The organism is Micromonospora sp. SCSIO 07396, assembly GCF_053667945.1.
The window spans coordinates 7,120,579-7,141,842 of the sequence record NZ_CM132210.1; the positions used below are offsets into that span (position 1 = coordinate 7,120,579).

23 protein-coding genes are annotated in these 21,264 nt (G+C 74.3%); 18 read left to right on the forward strand and 5 right to left on the reverse strand.

Translation table 11 applies throughout. The annotated features are described in order from the left end of the window. Positions 1 to 115 precede the first annotated feature (115 nt). Both ACWCHM_RS31300 and ACWCHM_RS31305 read right to left on the reverse strand, forming a co-directional pair. The gene (locus ACWCHM_RS31300; protein WP_067302246.1) at positions 116 to 478 is read right to left on the reverse strand and encodes a hypothetical protein; all 363 of its coding nucleotides are present in this window, start codon (positions 476 to 478) and stop codon (positions 116 to 118) included. Positions 479 to 491: 13 nt separating this feature from the next. Further along, positions 492 to 806 carry a hypothetical protein gene (locus tag ACWCHM_RS31305; RefSeq protein WP_088643869.1) on the reverse strand — a complete coding sequence of 105 codons (315 nt, stop codon included), beginning with the start codon at positions 804 to 806 and terminating at the stop codon, positions 492 to 494. Positions 807 to 1,161: 355 nt separating this feature from the next. Here ACWCHM_RS31305 and folP point away from each other — a divergent pair, with 355 nt between their 5' ends. The 7 genes from folP (at position 1,162) to ACWCHM_RS31340 (ending at position 5,744) form a co-directional block, all read left to right on the forward strand. Further along, on the forward strand, positions 1,162 to 2,049 hold the full coding sequence (folP, locus tag ACWCHM_RS31310; RefSeq protein WP_454220990.1) for a dihydropteroate synthase: 888 nt from the start codon (positions 1,162 to 1,164) through the stop codon (positions 2,047 to 2,049). Continuing rightward, complete coding sequence (gene folB, locus ACWCHM_RS31315) at positions 2,046 to 2,405, forward strand: dihydroneopterin aldolase (protein WP_454220991.1); 360 nt, start codon at positions 2,046 to 2,048, stop codon at positions 2,403 to 2,405. The genes folP and folB overlap by 4 nt, the downstream gene beginning before the upstream one ends. Continuing rightward, positions 2,402 to 2,929, forward strand: coding sequence for a 2-amino-4-hydroxy-6-hydroxymethyldihydropteridine diphosphokinase (gene folK, locus ACWCHM_RS31320; protein ID WP_204957455.1), 528 nt, complete (start codon positions 2,402 to 2,404; stop codon positions 2,927 to 2,929). Before folB ends, folK begins: the two co-directional genes overlap by 4 nt. A 67-nt stretch (positions 2,930 to 2,996) precedes the next feature. Beyond that, entirely contained in the window at positions 2,997 to 3,473 is a 477-nt protein-coding gene (locus ACWCHM_RS31325; RefSeq protein WP_454220993.1) for a DUF3180 domain-containing protein, read from the forward strand. A 100-nt stretch (positions 3,474 to 3,573) separates the two neighbouring features. After that, positions 3,574 to 4,785, forward strand: coding sequence for an ABC transporter permease (locus tag ACWCHM_RS31330; protein ID WP_204957457.1), 1,212 nt, complete (start codon positions 3,574 to 3,576; stop codon positions 4,783 to 4,785). A gap of 87 nt (positions 4,786 to 4,872) precedes the next feature. Beyond that, positions 4,873 to 5,178 (forward strand): hypothetical protein, encoded by a 306-nt coding sequence (locus tag ACWCHM_RS31335; RefSeq protein WP_088643875.1) that lies wholly within the window; start codon positions 4,873 to 4,875, stop codon positions 5,176 to 5,178. A gap of 65 nt (positions 5,179 to 5,243) precedes the next feature. Then, complete coding sequence (locus tag ACWCHM_RS31340; RefSeq protein WP_204957458.1) at positions 5,244 to 5,744, forward strand: hypothetical protein; 501 nt, start codon at positions 5,244 to 5,246, stop codon at positions 5,742 to 5,744. A 12-nt stretch (positions 5,745 to 5,756) separates the two neighbouring features. Here the strand turns inward: ACWCHM_RS31340 and ACWCHM_RS31345 are convergent, their stop codons facing one another. Then, positions 5,757 to 6,752 (reverse strand): ABC transporter ATP-binding protein, encoded by a 996-nt coding sequence (locus tag ACWCHM_RS31345; protein ID WP_454220995.1) that lies wholly within the window; start codon positions 6,750 to 6,752, stop codon positions 5,757 to 5,759. A 2-nt stretch (positions 6,753 to 6,754) separates the two neighbouring features. Here ACWCHM_RS31345 and ACWCHM_RS31350 point away from each other — a divergent pair, with 2 nt between their 5' ends. The 4 genes from ACWCHM_RS31350 (at position 6,755) to ACWCHM_RS31365 (ending at position 11,342) form a co-directional block, all read left to right on the forward strand. Continuing rightward, positions 6,755 to 7,441, forward strand: a complete 687-nt coding sequence (locus ACWCHM_RS31350; RefSeq protein ID WP_204957460.1) for an ABC transporter permease — start codon at positions 6,755 to 6,757, stop codon at positions 7,439 to 7,441. Between the two features lie 81 nt (positions 7,442 to 7,522). After that, complete coding sequence (locus tag ACWCHM_RS31355; protein WP_204957461.1) at positions 7,523 to 8,245, forward strand: ABC transporter permease; 723 nt, start codon at positions 7,523 to 7,525, stop codon at positions 8,243 to 8,245. 152 nt (positions 8,246 to 8,397) lie between these two features. Continuing rightward, on the forward strand, positions 8,398 to 9,402 hold the full coding sequence (locus tag ACWCHM_RS31360; RefSeq protein WP_281902328.1) for a glycine betaine ABC transporter substrate-binding protein: 1,005 nt from the start codon (positions 8,398 to 8,400) through the stop codon (positions 9,400 to 9,402). Positions 9,403 to 9,596: 194 nt separating this feature from the next. After that, on the forward strand, positions 9,597 to 11,342 hold the full coding sequence (locus ACWCHM_RS31365) for a hypothetical protein (RefSeq protein ID WP_454220997.1): 1,746 nt from the start codon (positions 9,597 to 9,599) through the stop codon (positions 11,340 to 11,342). A 39-nt stretch (positions 11,343 to 11,381) separates the two neighbouring features. On the opposite strand, the gene ACWCHM_RS31370 is transcribed toward ACWCHM_RS31365, so the two are convergent. Both ACWCHM_RS31370 and ACWCHM_RS31375 read right to left on the reverse strand, forming a co-directional pair. Next, positions 11,382 to 12,551, reverse strand: coding sequence for an NADH-quinone oxidoreductase subunit D (locus ACWCHM_RS31370; RefSeq protein ID WP_454220998.1), 1,170 nt, complete (start codon positions 12,549 to 12,551; stop codon positions 11,382 to 11,384). Next, positions 12,548 to 13,714: an SAM-dependent methyltransferase gene (locus ACWCHM_RS31375; RefSeq protein WP_454223231.1), complete on the reverse strand. Its 1,167-nt coding sequence runs from the start codon at positions 13,712 to 13,714 to the stop codon at positions 12,548 to 12,550. Before ACWCHM_RS31375 ends, ACWCHM_RS31370 begins: the two co-directional genes overlap by 4 nt. Positions 13,715 to 13,760: 46 nt before the next feature. Between ACWCHM_RS31375 and ACWCHM_RS31380 the strand changes: the two genes are divergently transcribed. From ACWCHM_RS31380 to nadC, 7 genes are all read left to right on the forward strand, one after another. Continuing rightward, the gene (locus ACWCHM_RS31380) at positions 13,761 to 15,041 is read left to right on the forward strand and encodes a phytase (RefSeq protein WP_454220999.1); all 1,281 of its coding nucleotides are present in this window, start codon (positions 13,761 to 13,763) and stop codon (positions 15,039 to 15,041) included. A 144-nt stretch (positions 15,042 to 15,185) separates the two neighbouring features. Next, a complete protein-coding gene (locus ACWCHM_RS31385) occupies positions 15,186 to 16,160 on the forward strand; it encodes a Rossmann-like and DUF2520 domain-containing protein (RefSeq protein WP_454221001.1) in 975 nt (324 codons plus the stop codon). 41 nt (positions 16,161 to 16,201) lie between these two features. After that, positions 16,202 to 17,047 carry a pantoate--beta-alanine ligase gene (gene panC, locus ACWCHM_RS31390; protein WP_281902339.1) on the forward strand — a complete coding sequence of 282 codons (846 nt, stop codon included), beginning with the start codon at positions 16,202 to 16,204 and terminating at the stop codon, positions 17,045 to 17,047. 31 nt (positions 17,048 to 17,078) lie between these two features. Next, positions 17,079 to 17,504, forward strand: coding sequence for an aspartate 1-decarboxylase (gene panD, locus ACWCHM_RS31395; RefSeq protein WP_204957468.1), 426 nt, complete (start codon positions 17,079 to 17,081; stop codon positions 17,502 to 17,504). 100 nt (positions 17,505 to 17,604) lie between these two features. Further along, positions 17,605 to 18,510, forward strand: coding sequence for a septum formation family protein (locus tag ACWCHM_RS31400; protein WP_454221002.1), 906 nt, complete (start codon positions 17,605 to 17,607; stop codon positions 18,508 to 18,510). 74 nt (positions 18,511 to 18,584) lie between these two features. Beyond that, the gene (locus ACWCHM_RS31405) at positions 18,585 to 20,282 is read left to right on the forward strand and encodes an L-aspartate oxidase (protein WP_454221003.1); all 1,698 of its coding nucleotides are present in this window, start codon (positions 18,585 to 18,587) and stop codon (positions 20,280 to 20,282) included. Between the two features lie 56 nt (positions 20,283 to 20,338). Continuing rightward, positions 20,339 to 21,235 carry a carboxylating nicotinate-nucleotide diphosphorylase gene (nadC, locus tag ACWCHM_RS31410; RefSeq protein ID WP_454221005.1) on the forward strand — a complete coding sequence of 299 codons (897 nt, stop codon included), beginning with the start codon at positions 20,339 to 20,341 and terminating at the stop codon, positions 21,233 to 21,235. The last annotated feature ends 29 nt before the right edge of the window (positions 21,236 to 21,264 follow it).

The window sequence follows — 21,264 nt, forward strand, 5'->3', positions numbered from 1 at the left end:
CGCACGGTTACCGTGCGGGGCGCTGTGTCGTCCGGCCGGGAAACCCGGCGTGGAAGAGCGACTCATTCGACCGCCTCACCCGTGTGGTCCGACTGCCCGATTCGGGTACGCCCCGTCATGCCAGTTCCTCCCGGATCCTGATCCGGCTGCCGACCAGGCGGGGGTCCCGCAGTTCGGCGGCCGGTTCCCGGGTGCGTCGCCAGTCGGTGAGCGCGGTGCGGATGACCATCCGCGCCGGCCGGTCCGGGTCGACGTACCGGAAGATGAACGAGGTGCTCACGATGGCGAGCGCGATTTCCCAGGCGGGAAAGAGCTCGACCTGCAACGTGAACAGCCAGTGGATGAACATGTAGAGGGGTACGAGCAGCATGAACAGTCCGTACTGGGCGTACGGGAGGTGGACCGGAAGGGTGTAGCCGGGCGGCCCGAGGTAGACCAGGCGGGCCCGGTAGATGTCGTCGTCGGTGCGCAGCCGCATGTCTCGCCCGCGCCTATTCGAAGATCAGATCGATCAGGTAGTCACCGATGAAGAAGAGTGTTGCCGCGCCGGCGATGAAGGCCAGCCCGACGATCGCGATGGCCGAGCTGGTCAGCACCTTGGAGATCTCGCCCCGGCTGGCCCGGCCGATGAAGATGACGCCGAGTACGGCGAGCAGGATGGGCGCGATCTTGCTGGCGAAGAAGGTGACGACACCGTTGGTGTCGATGCCCTTGGGGGCCGGTTCGGCGAGTGGCGTCGTCGCCAGGGTGTGCAGCACCTGTGCGACGCCGGAAGACGTCGTCTCCATCAGCTCGAAGGCGATCACTGGAACCTCCCCATAACGCGGCCGGCGGTGCCGCGGTGGTGCAGTAGGCAAGCCTGGCGGGAATGTGCTCACTGTGCACGGCGTCGATGACGCGGCGCGGGTCTCCCACCACGGAGAGTGGCGAGATTTGGGGGGATTTTCCCGCTTCGGCCCTCCCTCCAGGCTTCGCCATCTCTTGATGCTGGGCAATTCCACAGCGTACGGGCCGCCCTCCTTTGCGACAAGCCGCGAAGAGTCGACCCGATTCGACCCGGAAGACCGATCGTACACCTGTTCCAATAGGCACGTCAGGGTGGCCGTGGAGGGGTCGGTGGGGGTGCCCGGAGCGGCCCGATGCGACCGGTACCGTCTAGTCGTGACCGATCTGGTACGGGCGCAGGCCCCGGTGGTGATGGGCGTCCTCAACGTCACGCCCGACTCCTTCTCCGACGGTGGCCGGTACGCCGACCTCGACGCCGCCGTCGCACACGGTGTGCGACTGCACCGCGAGGGCGCGCACCTGGTCGACGTCGGGGGCGAGTCCACCCGCCCGGGTGCCGACCGGGTCGACCCCCGCACCGAGGCGTCCCGGGTGCTGCCGGTGATCCGCGAACTCGCCGCCGCCGGGGTGCCGGTCAGCATCGACACCACCCGCGCCCCGGTCGCCGAGGCGGCCGTCGTCGCCGGGGCCGCCGTGGTCAACGACGTCTCCGGCGGGTTGGCCGACCCCGACATGGCCCGGGTGGTCCGCGACGCCGGCTGCCCCTGGGTGCTCATGCACTGGCGGGGACACTCCGGGGGGATGCGCGAGCTGGCCAGCTACACCGACGTGGTCACCGACGTCCGGGCCGAACTGGCCCAGCGGGTCGACGACGCGCTGGCCGCCGGGGTGGCCGCCGACCGGCTGGTGATCGACCCCGGGCTCGGCTTCGCCAAGACCGCCGCGCACAACTGGGAACTCAGCGCCCGCCTGCCCGAACTGCTCGACCTCGGGCTGCCGCTGCTCTTCGGAGCCAGCCGCAAGTCCTACCTGGGCCACCTGCTCGCCACCCCCGACGGCACCCCCCGGGACACCGACGGCCGGGCCGCCGCCACCATCGCCACCAGCGTGCTCGCCGTCGCCGCCGGCGCCTGGGGGGTACGCGTGCACGACGTCCGGGGCACCACCGACGCGCTCGCCGTCTGGTCGGCCACCGGCCGCCCCCGGCTCGCCACCACCGGCAACGACCCGGCCCCCACCGGCCGGACGGAGGGAGGAACGTGACCGACCGGATCGTCCTGACCGGACTGCGGGCCCGGGGCCGGCACGGCGTCTACGACTTCGAACGCGCCCAAGGCCAGGACTTCGTGGTCGACGCCGAACTCGAACTCGACCTCGCCCCGGCCGCCCGCTCCGACGAGGTGACCGACACCGTGCACTACGGCGAGCTGGCGCAGCGGCTGGTCGCGGTGGTCACCGGCGAGCCGGTCAACCTGATCGAGACGCTGGCCGACCGGCTGCTCGCGGTCTGCCTGGCCGAGCCGCTGGTGGTCGCCGCCACCGTCACCGTCCACAAGCCCGAGGCCCCCATCCCGCACACGTTCACCGACGTGGCCGTGACGATGCGGCGTACCCGGTGACCCGGGCGGTGCTGTCGATCGGCAGCAACCTCGGCGACCGGATCGACCACCTGCGGGCCGCGGTCGCCGGTCTCGGTGACGCGGTGCTGGTGGTCTCCGGCGTCTACGAGACACCCCCGTGGGGCGACGCCGACCAGCCGGCGTACCTGAACGCGGCGGTCATGGTCGCCGACCCGGCGGCGACCCCCGACGACTGGCTGGCGCGGGCGCACGCCGCCGAGACCGCCGCCGGCCGGGTCCGCGACCCGGCCCGCCGGTACGGGCCGCGCACCCTCGACGTGGACGTCGTCGCCGTCTGGGACGACGGCGGCCGGCCGGTGCTCAGCGACGACCCCGCGCTGACCCTGCCGCACCCCCGCGCCCACCAGCGCGCCTTCGTGCTCCGCCCGTGGATCGACATCGACCCGCACGGGCGGCTGGCCGGGCACGGCTGGCTCACCGACCTGCTCAACGCCGAACCGGTCGCCGGGGACGCCCTCGAACTGACCCCCCGCCCCGATCTTTCGTTAGAGTCGGACACATGAACCAGTGGAGCCGGCCGGTATGACGCCGTCCCGACCGCCCCGTGACCGGGAGCCCGACGGGTCGAGGATGGGCCCCACCCGGTTCTCGACCCTGTTGGTCGCCGTGCTCGCCGCCGCCGCCGTGGCCTGGTTGCTGATCAGCAGCTTCTACTACAGCGGCATCCCCCGGCTGCCCTGGCTGCCGGTGGTCACCCTGGCCGGGCTGGCCGTGCTGGAGGCGTACGCGGCGGTCAACACCCGGGGGCGGATCGAGCGCAAGCCCGGCCGGGAGCCGGTCAATCCACTGCTGGTCGCCCGGTTCGTGGTGCTGGCCAAGGCGTCCGCGCTGGCCGGGTCGATCTTCCTCGGCTTCTACATCGGGCTGACCGGCTGGCTCTTCGTCGAGCCGACCAACGCCGCCATCGAGGACCGGCCGGCGGCCGGGGCGGGTGCCCTGGCCTCGCTGGCCCTGGTCGCCGCCGCGCTCTGGCTCGAACGCTCCTGCCGGGTCCCCGAGTCCGACGACGACGCCGACGACCGGGCGGACCGACCCGGGCGGCGCTGACAGGGGTTACGCCCGCCCCCGGCGCGCGGGTACGGTGCCTGGCGACCGGAACACAGTCAGCCGTCACCGGTGACGGCCGGTCACCTGGGAGGCGCGCCGCATGGTGTACGACGACCCGGGCCGGACCGCGTCGGCAGAGGTGCCCGCGACCGTACCCGAGAACGTCCTCGACGACCCGGAGCAGGGGGAACCCGGCCGGGACCGGCTCGGCGTGCACGTGGTCTGGGAGCTGGTGCTGCTGCTCGCCCTCGCCGCGTTGGCCTACCTGCTGTGGCGGGACGACCCGGACGCGCTGCGCGGTGCCGGCCTGCGGCGGCTGCTCGTCGACGCGGTCGCGCTCGGCCTGCTCGTCCTCGCCGCCGGGCTGAGCCTGCGGACCGCCGCGGTGAATCTGGCGATCGGCCCGGTCGCGCTGGCCGCCGCGTTGCACTTCGCCGAGCAGGGTGACCGGGGGGTGTCCGCCGCGGTCGTCCCGGCCCTGGTCGTCGCCGCGCTGGGCGGGCTGGCCCTGGCCTGGGCGGTGGTGGTGCTGCACGTGCCCGGCTGGGCGGCCAGCCTCGCCGCCGCCGCCGGGGTGATCGTCTGGATCGAACGGCGGGACCTACCGGTGGCGGTGCAGGCCGACTACGACCCCCGGCGCAACGCCTACTACCTGTTCGCCGGGTTGGCCGGGGTGGTCGTGCTGCTCGGCGCGTTCGGCGCGATCCGGACCGTACGCCGGCTGGTCGGCCGGTTCCGGCCGGTGGCCGACCCGGCCCGCCGACGCGGCATGGCCGCCGCTCTGGTGACCTCGGCCGGGCTGATCGCCTCCACCGTGCTGGCGATGCTCGCCGGGGTGCTCGTCGCCGCCAACGCGGAGGGCCCGGTGACGCCGACGTCGGGACTGGACTGGACGGTGCTCGCGGTCGGCGTGTCCATGTTCGGCGGCACCAGCGCGTACGGCAGGCGGGGTGGGATCTTCGGCGCCCTCCTCGCGGTCGGCCTGGTGGTGACCTACCTGGCCTGGGCGGACGGTGCCGGCGCACCGACCGACAGGTGGGCAGTCGGCGGGACGGCACTGGCCGGTGGGCTGCTGGTCACCCGGCTGGTCGAGACGTACGGTCGGCCCCGCACCGTCCCGGGTGAACCGGTGGAGCTGCCGCCGGTGCGGGACGGGGCGATCAGCTCCGGTTGGTCGATGCCCCCGGGCGGGCAGGAGCGCAACTGGACCCCGGCCCTGCCGGAGCGGACGACCGACGACACCCCGCCCGACCCCTGGGAGGCACCCCGCTGGCAGAGCGCCCCGCCCCGCTGGGACGCCGACGAGCGGTGACCCGGCCAACCGACACGCCGCCGGCCGCTGCCGTGGGCGGGCGTGGACGGCGGGCCGGCGACGATCTCGCCGGTTAGGCTCGCGGGCATGACCGAGACTCCTTCCGCCGGCACCGGCCACACCTTCGACCAGCTCGACGCCCTCTCCACCGAGGAGCTGCGCGAGCGGGCCTTCGCGCGGGCCCGGGAACGGCGGGACGTCGGGTTCTTCTGGTCGGTGCTGCGGCACCTGCCCAACGCCGACGAGGCCGCCGCGCTCGACGGGGCACCCAACTCGGTGGGGCCGACCATCGACGAGGCGGCGGCGCTGTGGCGGGAGCTGACCGGGCACGGCTACGAGGAGTCGGCGCCACTGCTGCGGGCGGCGTTCATCGACTACCTGATGAAGCACTGAGCGGCCGGCCCGCCGGCTGGCGGGAGAGGTTTGCCGGCCGTGGCGGGTCGGGAACTTCCCGCCGCATGGCCCTCACCCAACGCCCCCGCACCGTGCAGGGGTACGGCACCGCCGCCGGCACCGGCAGCCTCGCCGCGCTGATCCTCGTCGTCGTCTGCGGCAGCCCCTGGTACGTCGGCTGGGCCGAGGCCCACACCGATCCGAACTCCGCCGGGGGCTGGTACCTGCGGCTGCTCGCCTGGCCCGCCTGGCGGGTCGGGTCGACCGATCCGGAGCACGGGGTGCTCGCCACCGACCTGCGGGCCATCCTGCTGCTGCTGTTCGCCGCGGGCCTGCTCTACCTGCTGCCGGCGGGTCAGGTGGCCCGGGTGCCCGGGTCGGCCAGCCAGTTCTTCTCCGGTTGGGCCGCGTACACCCTGGCGGCGGCGGCAGCGACCCTGCTGGCGGCGCTGCTCACCGCGGACGGCCCGCTGCTGGCGGCCTTCGAGACCACCGGCACCGGGGCCGGCTACGGCTTCTTTGCCGGCTGGATCATCGGGCTGGCCAGCCTGGGCGGCCGGGCCTGACCCGCCGGGTGGCTAGCTGCCGGGCTGCCCGAGGTCGAGCACCCGGGCCCGGCTGAGCGTGCCGGCCGGCCGGCCGTCGGCGGTGACCACGACCGCGTCGGTGCCGGCGGTCAGCATCGCGGCCAGCGCGTCGTACGCCGAGCGGCCCAGCGGTAGTTCCGGCAGGGTGGCGTCGGTGGCCTCCCCGTCGAGCACCTCGCGGGTGACCGGGGTGACCGCGAGCCGACGGATGCCCCGGTCCGCGCCGACGAACTCCCGCACGAACGGCGAGGCGGGCGTGCCGAGCAGCGCCGCCGGGGTGTCGTACTGCTCCAGTCGGCCGCCCTCGGAGAGCACCGCGATCCGGTCGCCGAGCCGGACGGCCTCGTCGAGGTCGTGGGTGACCAGCACGATGGTCTTGCGGACCTCGGCCTGGAGCCGGAGGAACTCCTCCTGCAACCGGGTCCGCACGATCGGGTCGACGGCGGAGAACGGCTCGTCCATCAGCAGCACCACCGGGTCGGCGGCCAGCGCGCGGGCCACCCCGACCCGCTGCCGCTGACCGCCGGACAGTTCGTGCGGGTAGCGGCGTCCGAACTGGGCCGGGTCCAACCCGACCAGCTCCAGCAGTTCGCCGCTGCGCTGCCGGATCCGCTCCTTCGACCAGCCGAGCAGCCGGGGTACGGTGCCGACGTTGGTGGCGACCGTCTGGTGCGGGAACAGGCCGACGTTCTGGATGACGTAGCCGATCCGTCGGCGCAGTTTCACCGGGTCGACCCGGGTGATGTCCTCGTCGCCGAGCAGGATCCGGCCGCCGGTCGGCTCGATCAGCCGGTTCACCATCCGCAGCACCGTCGACTTGCCGCAGCCGGACGGGCCGATCAGCACCACGAGCTCGCCGGCCGGCACCTCCAGGCTCAGCTCGCGGACGGCGTCGGTGCCGTCGGGGTACCGCTTGCGGATGCCGTCGAGCGTGATCGAGGCGGCGCTGTGTCCTGCGTCGCCGGTGCCCCCGGGGGTAACGTCCACGTGTGTCCTTCCACCTGAGTTACCGGGCCGAGCCGGGTAATCCGTGGTTCTCCTGGCAGTACGTGCGGGACAACTCTGACACCATTCTCGCCGCGCTGCGCGAGCACGCCTCGCTGACCGGCCGGGCGGTGCTGCTCGCCGCCCTGGTCGCCCTGCCGCTGGCGGTGGTGGCCTACTGGTACGGGCGTCTCGCCGGGCCGATTCTCGCACTGACCGGCGTGCTCTACACGATCCCCTCCCTGGCCCTGTTCGCGTTCATCGCCCCCTACCTGGGCATCGGGGCGGTGACCGTGCTGACGGTGGTGGTGCTGTACGCGCTGCTGGTGATCGTCCGCAACGCGGTGGCCGGGCTGAACCAGGTGCCCCCCGAGGTGCGTGACGCCGCCGAGGGCATGGGGTACGGGCGGTGGGCCCGGCTGTTCCGGATCGACCTGCCGCTGGCCCTGCCCGGCATCCTCACCGGGGTACGCCTCGCCACGGTCTCCACCGTCGCGCTGGTCACCGTCGGGGTGGTGATCGGCCGGGGTGGCCTGGGGCAGCTGATCTTCGCCGGCTTCCAGAACAACTTCTACAAGGCGCAGATCATGACCGGCACCCTGCTCTGCGTCCTGCTCGCCCTGGTGCTGGACCTGATCCTGGCGGGCGTGGGCCGCCTGCTCACCCCCTGGCTGCGGAGCCGCCCCCGATGAGCGCGGCGCGGCGGAGCCCCGCAGTCACGACCAGGGGGCCGATCCGGTGAGCCCCGCAGTCACGAGCGAAAGGCAGACCCGGTGAACCCGGTGCAGCAGGCGGTGGTCTGGCTCAACGACCCGCTCAACTGGACCAACCCCGGTGGGGTGCTGGACCGGATCGGGGAGCACCTGAGCATGTCCGCCGCGGCGGTGCTGCTGGGCTGCCTGGTGGCCTGGCCGGTCGGCCTCTGGCTGGGGCACTCTGGGCGCGGCGGCGGCGCGGTCGTGCTGATCTCCAACCTGACCCTGTCCATTCCCACCCTGGCGCTGCTCACCATCCTGCCGCTGACCTTCCTCGGCTTCGGGCGACCGGCGGTGGTGGTCGCGCTGGCCGTGTTCGCGGTGCCACCACTGCTGGCGAACGCGTACACCGGGGTGCGGCAGGCCGACCCGGAGGCCCGGGACGCGGCGCGCGGGATGGGGTTGTCCGGGTGGCAGGTGTTGCGCCGGGTGGAGTTGCCGCTGGCGGTGCCGTACCTGGCCGCCGGGTTCCGGACGGCCGCCGTGCAGGTGGTGGCGACGGCGGCGTTGGCCTCGTTCGTCAACGGCGGCGGGCTGGGCCAGATCATCCGGGCCGGTTTCGGGCTGGACATCGCGGCCGGTGGCGGGCAGATCATCGCCGGCGGGGTGCTGGTGGCGGGGTTGGCGTTGGCGGCGGAGGGGGTGCTGGCGCTGGTCGAGCGGGCGGTGACCCCGCGACCGCTGCGGCGTACCCGGCGGGCGGCGAACCGACGGGCGGCGGACGCCACGGCGGGGAACTGATCCCGTTCCGTGACGATCACATGACGAAACTGGCTCAGGGTTTGTCGGTCGGTCCGGAAGGATATTGGCTGAACCCGCGGGCGGCGGCCGTCGCCCGTCGGATACGCGGCCGGCCCACTCCGGGTCGCGCCGGGACACGGAAGGCGGGCACGATGCGCGTACGGACACGGCTGGCGGTGGGCGCGGTGGGCGCCCTGACCCTGGCGGGTCTGTTGACCGGGTGTGGGGACGCCGGTTCGTCCGGCACCGACGCCCCGGAGCAGGGTGCCAGCGGTGCTGGCTGCGCCCCGGTCGCCGGTGACCAGCTCGTCGTTCTCGACGACGACAAGAAGCTCCAGAACACCGACAACATCATCCCGGCGGTCAACGCCAAGGTGGCCAACCCGCAGCTGCTCGCCGCGCTGGACAAGGTCTCCGCCGCGCTGGACACGCCGAAGCTGATCGCCCTCAACAAGGCGGTCGACGTGGACCGCAAGACGCCGAAGGCGGCGGCCGAGGAGTTCGCCTCGGCCAACGGGCTGACCACCGGCATCGCCAAGGGCCCGGGCGGGCAGATCGTCGTCGGCGCGGGCAACTTCTCCGAGAGCCAGACCCTGGCCGAGCTGTACAACATCGCCCTGACCGCAGCCGGTTACCAGGTCAAGGTGCAGCAGATCGGCAACCGCGAGCTGTACGAGCCGAGCCTGGAGAAGGGCGAGATCCAGGTCGTCCCCGAGTACGCGGCGACCATGGCCGAGTTCCTCAACACCAAGGCCAACGGCAAGGACGCCACCCCGGTCTCCTCGCCGGAGCTGGACAAGACGGTCAGCGCGTTGAAGTCCGAGGGCGACAAGGCGGGCATCACGTTCGGCACCCCGTCCTCGGCGCAGGACCAGAACGCCTTCGCCGTCACCAAGGCGTTCGCCGACAAGTACGCCCTGAAGACCCTCTCCGACCTGGCGGCCAAGTGCTCCGGCAAGGACACCGTGCTGGCCGGCCCGCCGGAGTGCCCGCAGCGGCCGAAGTGCCAGGCCGGTCTGGTGGAGGTCTACGATTTCAAGGCCGGTTCGTTCAGCTCGCTGGACGCCGGCGGCCCGCAGACCAAGAACGCCCTGAAGACCGGCACCGCCAGCGTCGGACTGGTCTTCTCGTCCGACGGCGCGCTCGCCACCAGCTGAGCGTGATCCCGGTCGCGGTCGGCTGGTCCCGACCGCGACCGGGCCTGCCCCGCAACGGGCTGTTCGTGCCCCGCTGACCAGGCGGGATGCTGGTCCGCAGTGATCCGGTCGCGCCGACCGTACCGGCTGAGATCGGGGCAATTCTGCCCTGGGACCGTTCCCACTCCGCCTACATCTCGGTAGGCTGCACAGCCATGCCCTCCCCGGTCGTCTCCGAGAAGCGCAGGCCGCAACTACTGACCGTACTGTTCTGGATCGGGGTGGCGTTCGCGCCGATCGCCGCGCTGATCCTGCTGTTCGCCGACGGCAACGGCCCGCTGCGCTTCGCCGCGGTGCTGGCCATCACCGCCGTGGTGCTGATCGGCCTGTCCATCGCGTTGCGTGCCGACGGCGGTGTCCGGTCGTCCGACGAGACGGTGCTCGACGAGTTGGAGCAGCTCCGCCGCGAGCTGCGCAGCGAGATCGTGGCCGCCGCCCAGCGCGGCAACCAGGCGCTGGACCAGTCGCAGCGGGCCGAGGAGCAGGTCACCGCGTTGCGTCGCCGGTTGGACACGGCGGCCGAGCTGGCTGCCGCCGTCGCCGCCCCGCCCGCCGAGGATTCCGTCGCCGGTGCGGGCCGGGCCCGGGTCCCGGCCGCCGAGCCGGCACCGGAGGCCCCGGTGGGCCGGCGACGGGCCGCCGTCGAGGAGCCCCTGTCGGACTGGGAACACCCGGAGAGTTCCGCGCCGGTCGCGGCGGGTCGGGGGCGGGTCCCGGCCGATCGGGAGGCCGCCGAACCGACCGGCCGCCGCTACGCCCCGGAGCGTCCGACCGGGCAGGCCGGGGTGTACGGGGCGGCCACCCGGGAGCCGCGCGGCGGGGTGCCCGCCGCCGAGTCGACGTCCCGTCCGCTCGGGGTGGTGCGGCACACCGAGACCGTGCACGTGACCACCCGGCACACCGTCGTCGACGGCCCCGACCCGGCCGGCGGCTACGGCGGCGGGTACGCCGGCCGGTGGGCCTCGGGCGGGGACGAGTCGTCCTGGGCCGGTGGGGAGCCGGAGCGTTCCTGGTCGACGCCGGCCGAGCCGACCGGCCGGGGCTGGTCGGCCCGACCGGAGGACCGTTCCCGGGCGACCCGTCAGGCGTCCCCTGACGACCGGGCCTGGCCGAGCGCCGCCGGCACCGGCTGGTCGCCGCCGGCCGCTCCCGGCCCCGGGTGGTCGACCCCGGGCGACGACCGGCCCGAGCCGGTCCGGCCGGAGTGGTCGGCGGCTGGCGGGGAGGCGGGTGCCTGGTCGGCGGGGGGCCGGTCCGACTGGGCGGAGGGCCGTGCCGAGTCGCGCGCCGGTGACCGCCGGGCGCAGGACCGGGCCGATCCGCCGGCCCGTGCGGCGCGGGCCGGTGACCGCTGGGCCGAGGTGCGCGACGAGGGACGGGCCCGGGAGGTACGGGTCGGGGAGCGCCGCGCGGAGGCGCGCGCCGACGGCGGCTACCACTACTCGGACCGGTGGGCCTCGGTGCGGCAGGAGGAGCCGTACCGGGACGGGACGGAACCCACCGGCGACCGGTGGGGTGGTGCTCGGCCGGAGCAGGCCGACCGTCCCGCGCTGCCGGCTGGCGGGGTGCCGGTGCCGCAGCAGTGGCGGGAGCCGGCGCGCAGCCACCGGCCGGCCGAACAGTGGCCGGACCACGTGACCCCACCGGCACCGGACCGGCCGGACGGGCAGTGGCCGGCCCGCGCCGAGCCGCAGCCCGCTCGTGAGTGGCCGGCGCGTGCCGACGACCGGCGGTGGGAGGGGCAGCGCGCCGAGCAGTGGCGGGACCGGGAGCCGGTGGTGTCGTGGCGCGACCCCGAGCCCGAGCCCGAGCCGCGCGAGCACCAGCAGTGGGCGGGCGGGCAGCGGTACGGCTACCCGCCGCAGGACGACGTCCCCCGCGCGGGCGGCCACTGGCGCTGACCGCCGGGGTGCACCGCCGACGGCAGGGTCAGTGGCGGTTCACTTGTCGATGTCGCCGACCACGAAGAACATCGAGCCGAGAATGGCGATCAGGTCGGGCACCAGGCAGCCGGGGAGCAGGGTGGCCAGCGCCTGCACGTTGGCGTACGACGCGGTGCGCAGCTTGAGCCGCCACGGGGTCTTCTCGCCCCGCGACACCAGGTAGTAGCCGTTGATCCCGAGCGGGTTCTCCGTCCAGGCGTAGGTGTGCCCCTCGGGGGCCTTGACCACCTTGGGCAGTCGGGTGTTCACCGGGCCGGTGAGCCGGTCGACCCGGTCCAGGCACTGCTCGGCGAGGTCGAGGGAGGCGTACACCTGGTCGAGGAGCACCTCGAAGCGGGCGTGGCAGTCCCCGGCGGTCCGGGTGACCACCGGCACGTCGAGCTGGTCGTACGCCAGGTAGGGGTCGTCGCGGCGCAGGTCGAGGTCGAGCCCGGAGGCGCGGGCGACCGGCCCGGACGCCCCGAACGCGGCGGCGTCGGCGGCCGACAGCACCCCCACCCCGACGGTACGGGCCAGGAAGATCTCGTTGCGCCGGATCAGGTGGTCCAGGTCGGGCATCCGGCGGCGGACCTCGCCGATGGCGGCGCGGGCCCGTCCGGTCCAGCCGGCGGGGACCTCCTCCTTGAGCCCGCCGACCCGGTTGAACATGTAGTGGATCCGGCCGCCGGAGACCTCCTCCATCACCGCCTGGATGGTCTCCCGTTCCCGGAACGCGTAGAAGACCGGGGTGATCGCGCCGATCTCCAGCGGGTAGGAGCCGAGGAACATCAGGTGGTTGAGCACCCGGTTCAGCTCGGCCAGCGCCATCCGCAGCCAGGTGGCCCGCTCGGGCACCTCCATGCCCATCAGCCGTTCGACGGCGAGCACCACGCCCAGCTCGTTGGAGAACGCCGACAGCCAGTCGTGCCGGTTGGCCAGCACGATGATCTGCCGGTAGTCGCGCACCTCGAACAGTTTCTCCGCGCCCCGGTGCATGTATCCGACGATCGGTTCGGCGGCGACTACCCGTTCCCCGTCGAGCACCAGTTTGAGGCGCAGCACGCCGTGCGTGGAGGGGTGCTGCGGGCCGATGTTGAGCACCATGTCGGTGCCGAGCTGTTCCCCGCCGGCCCCGGTGCCGACGGTCAGCTCGCGCAGTTCACCGGTGTCCGTGGTCATGCCGGTCATCGTGCCATGAGCGCATCGACGGCGACGCCGACCGGCTGGAGCAGCCAGTAATGCCCGCCGAGTCCGGCCGGGTCGGTCAGCTCCGCCGCCGCCGACGCCGCGGCGAGCGCCCGCACGTAGCCGGCCGGGTCGGTGCCGGCCAGGCTCAGCGCCGGTCGGCCGCCGTCGGCCCCGAGCGCCCGCAACGCCTCCCGCTGCGACAGCAACGTGTACGCACACCCGGCGACCTGTGCACCGGCGGCGGCGACGGAGTCCACGGCGACGTGCGCGGTGATGTCGCACGACCCGTCCGGCACCGGAGGGACCTGCCGTCCGTTCCGGTATCCGGTCAACGTTCCGCCCACCGGCCGCCGCTCGCGCAGGTGCCCGTAGTCCACGGCCAATGCCACCCCCCGCCGCACCCGCCCGACCACTCCACCCCAGGCGAGATCCCGCCCGCTGCCCACCTCCACCCGCCCCACCCAGGCCCGCTCCGCCTCCACCCCCGCGACCGCCCCGGTGATCAAGAGGTTTGCGTCAGCTTCGGGCCCTTCCGTTGACGCAAACCTCTTGATCACCGGGGCGGTCGCGGGGGGTGGGGGTGCGGGGGGTGGGGTGGGGGTTTGGGGTGGGGTGGGGTGCCAGGTGGTCAGCCAGGTGAGGTCCTCGGGGGTCAGTGGGGGGCCTGGGGTTTCCTCGCCGGTGCTCGGGTCCACCAGGTGGTAGCGCCAGCCGGTGACGGTGGGGACGGCCACGTCCAGGGGGACGTTGTCCAGCCATTCGGTGGCGGTTAGCAGACCGGTGATTGCCCCCGGGGGCTCGGTCGTCCAGGCGATGGCGGGCGGCAGGTCCGTCGGGCGGGGGGCCAGTTCCACGGCCGTGAGGCGCAGGCGGTCAGACAGCGGCGTCGTAGCCGCGTCGGGCCCCGCCGAGCCGTGGGCGAGGGCGGCCAGGGCGCGCAGCAACTCACCCCGGCCGGCACCGACGTCCACCACGTCGAATGGGGTGGGGAAGCCGAGGGCGGCGTCCAGGCGGGACACGAGCCGGAACACCGCCGCCGCGAACGCCGGGGAGGCGTGCACGCTGGTCCGGAAGTGGTCGGCCGGGCCGGAACCGGAGACGAAGAAGCCGTGCGGCCCGTAGAGGGCGGCTGCCATGGCGTCCCGCCAGCGAATCGCGTTCATCCCGTGTTCAGGGTCCGTCACCGTGCCGACCCTACGGTCTGCGGGCATGAGACGAATCGTGATCCCCGCGCTGGCGGTCGTACCGCTGCTGGTGACGACCACCGGTGCCGCCGCCGCGCCCGCCCGCCACGACGCGCCGCGTGCGGTCCGGGCGGTGGCCGAGACCCCCGCCCTGTTCGACGACGCCGCCGGTGGCGACGCCGACGCCGACGATCCGGCGATCTGGGTGCACCCGACCGACCGGGCCGGCAGCCTGGTGATCGTCACCGCCAAGAACGGCGGCCTGCGGGTGTACGACCTGAGGGCCCGGGAGCGGCAGGCGATGGCCACCCCGCCGGCCCCCGGTCCGGACGACGAGGCGGGCCGGTTCAACAACGTCGACCTGGTCAGCGGCTTCCGGTTGGCGGGCCGGCCGGTCGACCTGGCGGTGGTCACCGACCGGGGGCGGGACCAGCTCCGGTTCTACCGGATCGACCCGGTGTCGCGGCGGCTGGTCGACGTGACCGCGCCGCAGCCGCCGTTCGCGTTCAGCCGGGACCAGGCGGAGGTGAACACCCAGCGCACCGCGTACGGGTTGGGCACGTTCACCGACCGGGACGGGGCCGCGTACGCGGTGGTGAGCCGGCGCAGCACCCCTGAGGTGGGGGTGTTCCGGCTGGTGGAGCAGGCCGGGCGGGTCAGCTACCGGCCGGTGGGGCGGCTGGTGCTGCCGTCGACGTTCACCCTGCCGGACGGCTCCGCCTGGTCGCCGTGCACCGACCCGGGGGACGGCCCGCAGGTGGAGGGGACGGTGGTGGACCCGGCCACCGGCGTGGTGTACCTGGCGCAGGAGAAGGTCGGCCTGTGGCGGACCCGACTGGTCGGTGGCCGGTTCGTGGGCGTACCCCGGTCGGTGGAGCGGGTCCGCGAGTACGGCGTCCCGGCGGTCTTCGACCCGGCGGCCGACGACTGCGTCACCGACCACACCGCCGACCCGGGCTTCGGCGGGCGGATCGCCCAGGACGTGGAGGGCCTGACGATCATGCGCACCGGCCGGTACGCGGGCACCCTCGTCGTGTCCAGCCAGGGCGACGACACGTTCTTCACCTACGACCGGGTCACCAACCGGCCGACCGGGCGGTTCGCGGTGGTCGACGGCCGGTTCGACGGCGCGCAGGAGTGCGACGGGGCGGCGGTGACGGCCACGCCGCTGCCGGGCTTCCCCGGCGGGCTGCTGGTGGTGCAGGACGGCCGCAACACCCCGACGACGCCGGACGGGGACGACGGGGTACGCCCGGACAGCAACGTCAAGTTCGTCGACGCCGGGTTCCTGGCCGGACGGCGGTGAGTTGCCACACCGGGCCCCCGGCCGCCACCGGGGCGCCCGGTGCCGGCGGTCGGTGAACGTTTTCACACATCCTTGTTCGGGTTCCCTGCCCCCGGCGCATACTTGCCCTCGACCGGTACCCCCTTCGAGGACTGGATCGTTGCCATGAGCGCACCGCTGCGCCCGCGTCCGGCTGCCCCCGGCGTCGCCGTACCGCAGGGCCCCGTCGGAACCGGTGTCCCGTTCGTCCTTCCCGCGCAGCTCACCGTCGGTGTGGTCGGTGCCGGCCGGGTGGGGGCCGTGCTCGGCGCGGCGCTGGTCGCCGCCGGGCACCGGGTGGTGGCCGCCTCCGGCGTCTCCGGGGCGACCCGGGCCCGGATCGCGCTGCTCCTGCCGGACGCCGAGATCAGGTCGGCCACCTCGGTCGCCCGGGAGGCCACCGACCTGCTGCTGCTCGCCGTCCCCGACGACGCGCTGGCCGGTGTGGTCGCCGGGCTGGCCGACACCGGGGCGCTGCACCCCGGCCAGGTGGTCGCGCACACCTCCGGCGCGCACGGGCTGGCCGTGCTGGCCCCGGCCGCCGCCGTGGGTGCCCGGCCGCTGGCCCTGCACCCCGCGATGACCTTCACCGGTACGCCTGACGACCTGTCCCGGCTGGCCGGGATCTCCTTCGGGGTGACCGCCCCGGCGGAGCTGCGGGCGGCGGCGGCCCGGCTCGTCGCCGACCTGGGCGGGGTGCCGGAGTGGGTGGGGGAGACCGACCGGGTGCTCTACCATGCGGCGCTGGCACACGGCGCCAACCATCTGGTGACCCTGGTCAACGAGGCGGCCGACCGGCTGCGGGACGCCGGGGTGACCCAGCCGGAGAAGGTGCTGGCCCCGCTGCTGCGGGCGGCGTTGGAGAACGCCCTGCGGCTCGGTGACGACGCGCTCACCGGCCCGGTGTCGCGCGGCGACGCGGGCACCGTACGACGGCACCTGGTCCGGCTGGCGCAGACCGCGCCGGAATCCGTCGCCCCCTACCTGGCGTTGGCCCGACGGAGCGCGGACCGGGCGATCGCGGCGGGCCGGCTGCGCCCGGTCGACGCCGAGTCCCTGCTCGACGTGCTGGCAGGCGTCCACCGCGAGGTGGCGGCGTGAACCGGGTGCCGTGGGCCCGGCAGGCGAAGGAGGGCTGAGCAATGACGGAGCTGGTGCACACCCGGGCGGAGCTGGCGAAGGCGCGGGCCGGGCTGACCGGCACGGTCGGCGTGGTGATGACGATGGGTGCGCTGCACCCGGGGCACGAGACGCTGATCCGGGCCGCCCGGGAGCGGGCCGACCACGTGCTGGTGACGATCTTCGTGAACCCGTTGCAGTTCGGCCCGAACGAGGACTTCGACAGGTACCCGCGCACCCTCGACACCGACCTGGAGGTGTGCCGGCGGGCCGGTGCGGACCTGGTCTTCGCCCCGTCCGTGGCGGACATGTACCCGGACGGGCAGCCCGCGGTCCGGGTGAACCCGGGGCAGCTCGGTGAGGATCTGGAGGGGCAGAGCCGGCCCGGCTTCTTCCACGGGGTGCTGACCGTGGTGTTGAAGCTGCTCCAGCTCACCCGGCCCGACCTCACCTTCTTCGGGGAGAAGGACTACCAGCAGCTGACCCTGGTCCGCCGGATGGCCCGGGACCTGGACGTGCCGGTGGAGGTGGTCGGCGTGCCCACCGTCCGGGAGCCGGACGGGCTGGCCCTGTCCAGCCGCAACCGCTACCTGTCGGCGGACGAGCGGCAGGCTGCGTTGGGGCTGTCCGCCGCGCTGCGCGTCGGTGCGGAGGCCGCCGAGCGGGGTGCCGACGCCGGTGAGGTGCTGTCGGCCGCCAACCGGGCGCTGGGCGGGACGGCGGGCGTGCGGCTGGACTACCTGGTGCTCACCGATCCGGATCTGGAGCCGGGGCCGGTCACCGGGCCGGCCCGGCTGCTGATCGCGGCCTGGGTGGGCGGCACCCGGCTGATCGACAACCTGGCCATCGACCTCGCCCCCCGATCCTGACCACGCACACCACCTGTCGAGAGGCACCACGATGCTCCGCACCATGCTCAAGTCGAAGATCCACCGGGCGACGGTGACCCAGGCCGACCTGCACTACGTCGGTTCGGTGACGGTGGACCAGGATCTGCTCGACGCCGCCGACCTGCTCCCGGGCGAGCAGGTGGCGATCGTGGACGTGACCAACGGGGCCCGGCTGGAGACGTACGTGATCCCCGGTGAGCGGGGCAGCGGCGTGATCGGCATCAACGGCGCGGCGGCGCACCTGGTGCACCCGCAGGACCTGGTGATCCTGATCTCCTACGGTCAGATGGACGACGCGGAGGCCCGGACGTACCGCCCCCGGGTGGTCCACGTGGACGCCGACAACAGGGTGGTTGAGCTGGGCGGCGACCCGGCGGCTGCGGCCCCCGGGACGGCCGGCGACCCGGTGCCGAGTCCACTCGCCGTCGTCGGCTGACCAGAATTCCGGTCTGTTACCGGAAGGTCATTTTTGGTTACCCTGGGCTGACCGTCGGATTGACGGTCGTCGGCTGGGGGAGGCCGCGTTGCGCCGTGCGATGAGGGTCCGCCGAGCGGTGACGCTCGTGATCGCCGCCGTGGCGGCGGGAGCGGTCCTGGCGGCCTGCGGCGCCCCGGGCGGCCTCGACGGCGATCTCACCGACGACTGGGCGGCCCTGCCGCCGGCCGGGCCGTTCACCCCCGCGGCAGGCGTGTGCCAGGTCGCCGACTTCACCGACACGGTCTCCCTGGCGGCGTACGCGCCGGTGGACTGCGCGGTACCGCACCGGGTGGAGACGGTGCACGTGGGCGTGTTGCCGGGTTCGCGGGCCACCGCGCCGGCCACCGGCTCGACGGAGCTGCGGGGCGCGTTCGCCGAGTGCGACACCCGGGCTGCCGGCTACGTGGGCGACGACTGGCGGGCCGGCCGGCTGCGGCTGGCGGTGGCGGTGCCGACCGCGCCGGGTTGGGCGGCCGGGGCCCGCTGGTTCCGGTGCGACCTGAGCGAGCTGAACACCGTCGAGGCGGCGGCCACCGTGGTCACCAGGACGGGCAGCCTGCGGGACGCGTTGAAGGGCCCCTCCCCGCTGCGGCTGGGCTGCCAGCGGGCCAAGAGCGGTGGTCGGGGTGCCAGGGTGCAGGTGCTGGTCCCGGTGGAGTGCGCGGCCGTGCACGAGGCGGAGTTCGTGGGCGTCTGGAAGGCCCCCGACCGGCCGTATCCGACCAAGGACGTCGACTGGCTGCCGATGTACGCCGGCTGCCGCGGCACGCTGGCCCGGTACGTGGGGGTGCCGAACGACGCCAGCCTGCCCTTCCGTAGCGGGGTGGTGGTGCGTCCGCCCGGTCCTGGCCGGTGGCGGGTCGGTGACCGGGGGGTCCGCTGCTACCTGTGGTTGAGCGACCGGACGGTGACGGCCTCACTGAAGGGCGGCGGTCCGGCCGCCCTGCCGGTGCGGACGAAGTAGCGGACGGGGTAGCCGAAACCACTCGTCCCGCCCCCCGTCCCCCGTCGCGAGGATCGTTCGGGTTGACTGTGGTCATGGAACTTCGTCCGACCGTCGACCTGCCGGCCCTGCCCAGCCTGCTGGCTGCTCCCGCGCCCGGCTGGGTGGAGACCACCGACGTGATCGTGGTCGGCTCCGGGGTGGCCGGGCTCACCGCCGCGCTGCACCTGCGCGAGGCGGGCCTGCACGTCACCGTGGTCACCAAGGTCAACATCGACGACGGTTCGACCCGCTGGGCGCAGGGCGGGATCGCCGCCGTGCTCGACCCGGCGGACTCGCCCGCCGCGCACGCCCGGGACACCGAGATCGCCGGGGTCGGACTCTGCGACCCGGCGGCGGTCCGGGTGCTGGTGGAGGAGGGGCCACTGCGGCTGCGGGAGCTGATGCGCATCGGCGCGGAGTTCGACCGCAACCCGGACGGTTCGCTGATGCTCACCCGGGAGGGCGGGCACCGGGCCGACCGGATCGTCCACGCCGGTGGTGACGCGACCGGGGCGGAGGTGCAGCGGGCCCTGCACGCGGCGGTCCGCCGCGACCCGTGGATCAGGCTGGTCGAGCACGCCCTGGTGCTGGATCTGCTGCGCGCCCCCGGCGACGGCCCGGATTCCCCCGGCCCGGCCTGCGGGATCACCCTGCACGTGCTCGGCGAGGGCAGTGAGGACGGCGTCGGCGCCCTGCTGGCCCGCGCGGTGGTGTTGGCCACCGGCGGCATGGGGCAGGTCTTCTCGGCCACCACCAACCCGGCGGTCTCCACCGGCGACGGGGTGGCGCTGGCGCTGCGGGCCGGCGCGGCCGTCACCGACGTCGAGTTCGTGCAGTTCCACCCGACCGCGCTGATCGTGCCCGAGCCGGCCCGGGTGCCGGGGGCCGGCCTGGCCCAGCAGCCGCTGGTCTCCGAGGCGCTGCGGGGCGAGGGTGCGCACCTGGTCGACGCCGACGGCAAGCGGTTCATGCTCGGCCAGCACGAACTGGCCGAGCTGGCCCCCCGCGACGTGGTGGCCAAGGGCATCCACCGGGTGCTGCTGGCCACCGGTGCGGATCACGTGTTTCTCGACGCCCGGCACCTCGGCGGCGACTTCCTCGCCGGGCGGTTCCCGACCATCGTCGCGTCCTGCCTGGCCATCGGGGTCGACCCGGCGACGGACCTGATCCCGGTCGCCCCGGCCGCCCACTACGCCTCCGGCGGGGTCCGCACCGACCTGCGCGGCCGGACCTCCATCCCCGGCCTGTACGCCTGCGGCGAGGTCGCCTGCACGGGTGTGCACGGTGCGAACCGGCTGGCCAGCAACTCGCTGCTGGAAGGGCTGGTCTTCTCCCGTCGGATCGCCGAGGACATCGCCACCGGGCTGCCCGAGCAGGCGCAGCCGGCGTCGACCGGCGCGTGGGTGGGCGGCGGGGGCGGGGTGCTGTCCGCCGATGGCGTGCCGGCGCTGCAACGGTCGATGACCCGGGGTGCCGGGGTGCTGCGGTCGGCGGCCAGCCTCGCCGAGACCGCCGCCACCCTGACCGGGCTGGCCGGGGACGCCGGCCGGGCGGGCACCGCCGGTTGGGAGGCGACGAACCTGGTCACCGTGGCGGCGACCCTGGTCGCCGCCGCGTACGCCCGGCAGGAGACCCGGGGCTGCCACTGGCGGGAGGACTTCCCGACGGCCGACGAGGGATGGCGCGGTCACCTGGTCGCGGCGGTCGGCACCCGGGGCGAGTTGACCGAACGCTGGGAGGCCGTGCCCTGACCACCCGGAGCGGGCCGGGTTTGCGAGCCCCGCAGTGGCGAACGGAAGGAAGTACATTGCGCGAACCGACGCGGCAGGCGTTGACGAGCGGTGGGCTGGACCCGGAACGGGTGCGGCGGGTGATCGTCGACGCGCTCACCGAGGACCTGGGGGCGGACTTCCGCGACGTCACCAGCGTCGCCACCATCGCGGCCGGGCAGACCGACACCGCCGACCTGGTGGCCCGACAGGACGGGGTGGTGGCCGGGCTGGCGGTGGCCGCCGCGGTGTTCGAGCTGGTCGGGGAGGTGACGGCTGCGGAGCGTACCGTCGAGGTGGTCGTGGTGGCCCACGACGGCGCGCGGGTGGCCCGGGGTGACGTGCTGGCGACGGTGACCGGCCCGACCCGGCTGCTGCTCACCGCCGAGCGCACCGCGCTGAACCTGCTCTCCCGGATGTCCGGGGTGGCCACCCACACCCGGGCCTGGGCGGACGCCCTGGCCGGCACCAAGGCGACCGTGCTGGACACCCGCAAGACCACACCCGGCCTGCGGATGCTGGAGAAGTACGCGGTCCGCGCCGGCGGCGGCACCAACAAGCGGATGGGCCTGTACGACGTCGCCATGATCAAGGACAACCACAAGCTGGCCGCCGGTGGTGTCGGGGCGGCCTACCGGCGGGTCCGGCAGACTTTCCCGGAGGTGCCGGTGCAGGTGGAGGTGGACACCCCGGCCGAGGCGGTGGAGGCGGTCGAGGCCGGTGCCGACTTCCTGCTGCTGGACAACATGTCCCCGGCGGCCCTGCGCGAGGTGGTCGCGGCGGTCGGCGACCGGGCCGAGCTGGAGGCGACCGGCGGGCTGACCCTGGAGGTGGCCGCCGAGTACGGGGCGACCGGGGTGGACTACCTCTCGGTGGGCGCGCTGACGCACTCGTCGCCGATCCTGGACATCGCCCTGGACCTGCGCGAGCGGTGAACCGGCACAGGTCGCCGGACGCCGGCCCA

What these genes read in the sequence shown, in the direction of transcription:
- ACWCHM_RS31300 (WP_067302246.1), bottom strand. Translation starts at nt 478, where the DNA reads ATGCGGCTGCGCACCGACGACGACATCTACCGGGCCCGCCTGGTCTAC.
- ACWCHM_RS31325 (WP_454220993.1), top strand. Translation starts at nt 2,997, where the DNA reads ATGGGCCCCACCCGGTTCTCGACCCTGTTGGTCGCCGTGCTCGCCGCC.
- ACWCHM_RS31330 (WP_204957457.1), top strand. Translation starts at nt 3,574, where the DNA reads ATGGTGTACGACGACCCGGGCCGGACCGCGTCGGCAGAGGTGCCCGCG.
- ACWCHM_RS31335 (WP_088643875.1), top strand. Translation starts at nt 4,873, where the DNA reads ATGACCGAGACTCCTTCCGCCGGCACCGGCCACACCTTCGACCAGCTC.
- ACWCHM_RS31340 (WP_204957458.1), top strand. Translation starts at nt 5,244, where the DNA reads ATGGCCCTCACCCAACGCCCCCGCACCGTGCAGGGGTACGGCACCGCC.
- ACWCHM_RS31360 (WP_281902328.1), top strand. Translation starts at nt 8,398, where the DNA reads ATGCGCGTACGGACACGGCTGGCGGTGGGCGCGGTGGGCGCCCTGACC.
- ACWCHM_RS31365 (WP_454220997.1), top strand. Translation starts at nt 9,597, where the DNA reads ATGCCCTCCCCGGTCGTCTCCGAGAAGCGCAGGCCGCAACTACTGACC.
- ACWCHM_RS31370 (WP_454220998.1), bottom strand. Translation starts at nt 12,551, where the DNA reads ATGACCGGCATGACCACGGACACCGGTGAACTGCGCGAGCTGACCGTC.
- ACWCHM_RS31375 (WP_454223231.1), bottom strand. Translation starts at nt 13,714, where the DNA reads ATGAACGCGATTCGCTGGCGGGACGCCATGGCAGCCGCCCTCTACGGG.
- ACWCHM_RS31380 (WP_454220999.1), top strand. Translation starts at nt 13,761, where the DNA reads ATGAGACGAATCGTGATCCCCGCGCTGGCGGTCGTACCGCTGCTGGTG.
- ACWCHM_RS31385 (WP_454221001.1), top strand. Translation starts at nt 15,186, where the DNA reads ATGAGCGCACCGCTGCGCCCGCGTCCGGCTGCCCCCGGCGTCGCCGTA.
- panC (WP_281902339.1), top strand. Translation starts at nt 16,202, where the DNA reads ATGACGGAGCTGGTGCACACCCGGGCGGAGCTGGCGAAGGCGCGGGCC.
- panD (WP_204957468.1), top strand. Translation starts at nt 17,079, where the DNA reads ATGCTCCGCACCATGCTCAAGTCGAAGATCCACCGGGCGACGGTGACC.
- ACWCHM_RS31400 (WP_454221002.1), top strand. Translation starts at nt 17,605, where the DNA reads ATGAGGGTCCGCCGAGCGGTGACGCTCGTGATCGCCGCCGTGGCGGCG.
- ACWCHM_RS31405 (WP_454221003.1), top strand. Translation starts at nt 18,585, where the DNA reads ATGGAACTTCGTCCGACCGTCGACCTGCCGGCCCTGCCCAGCCTGCTG.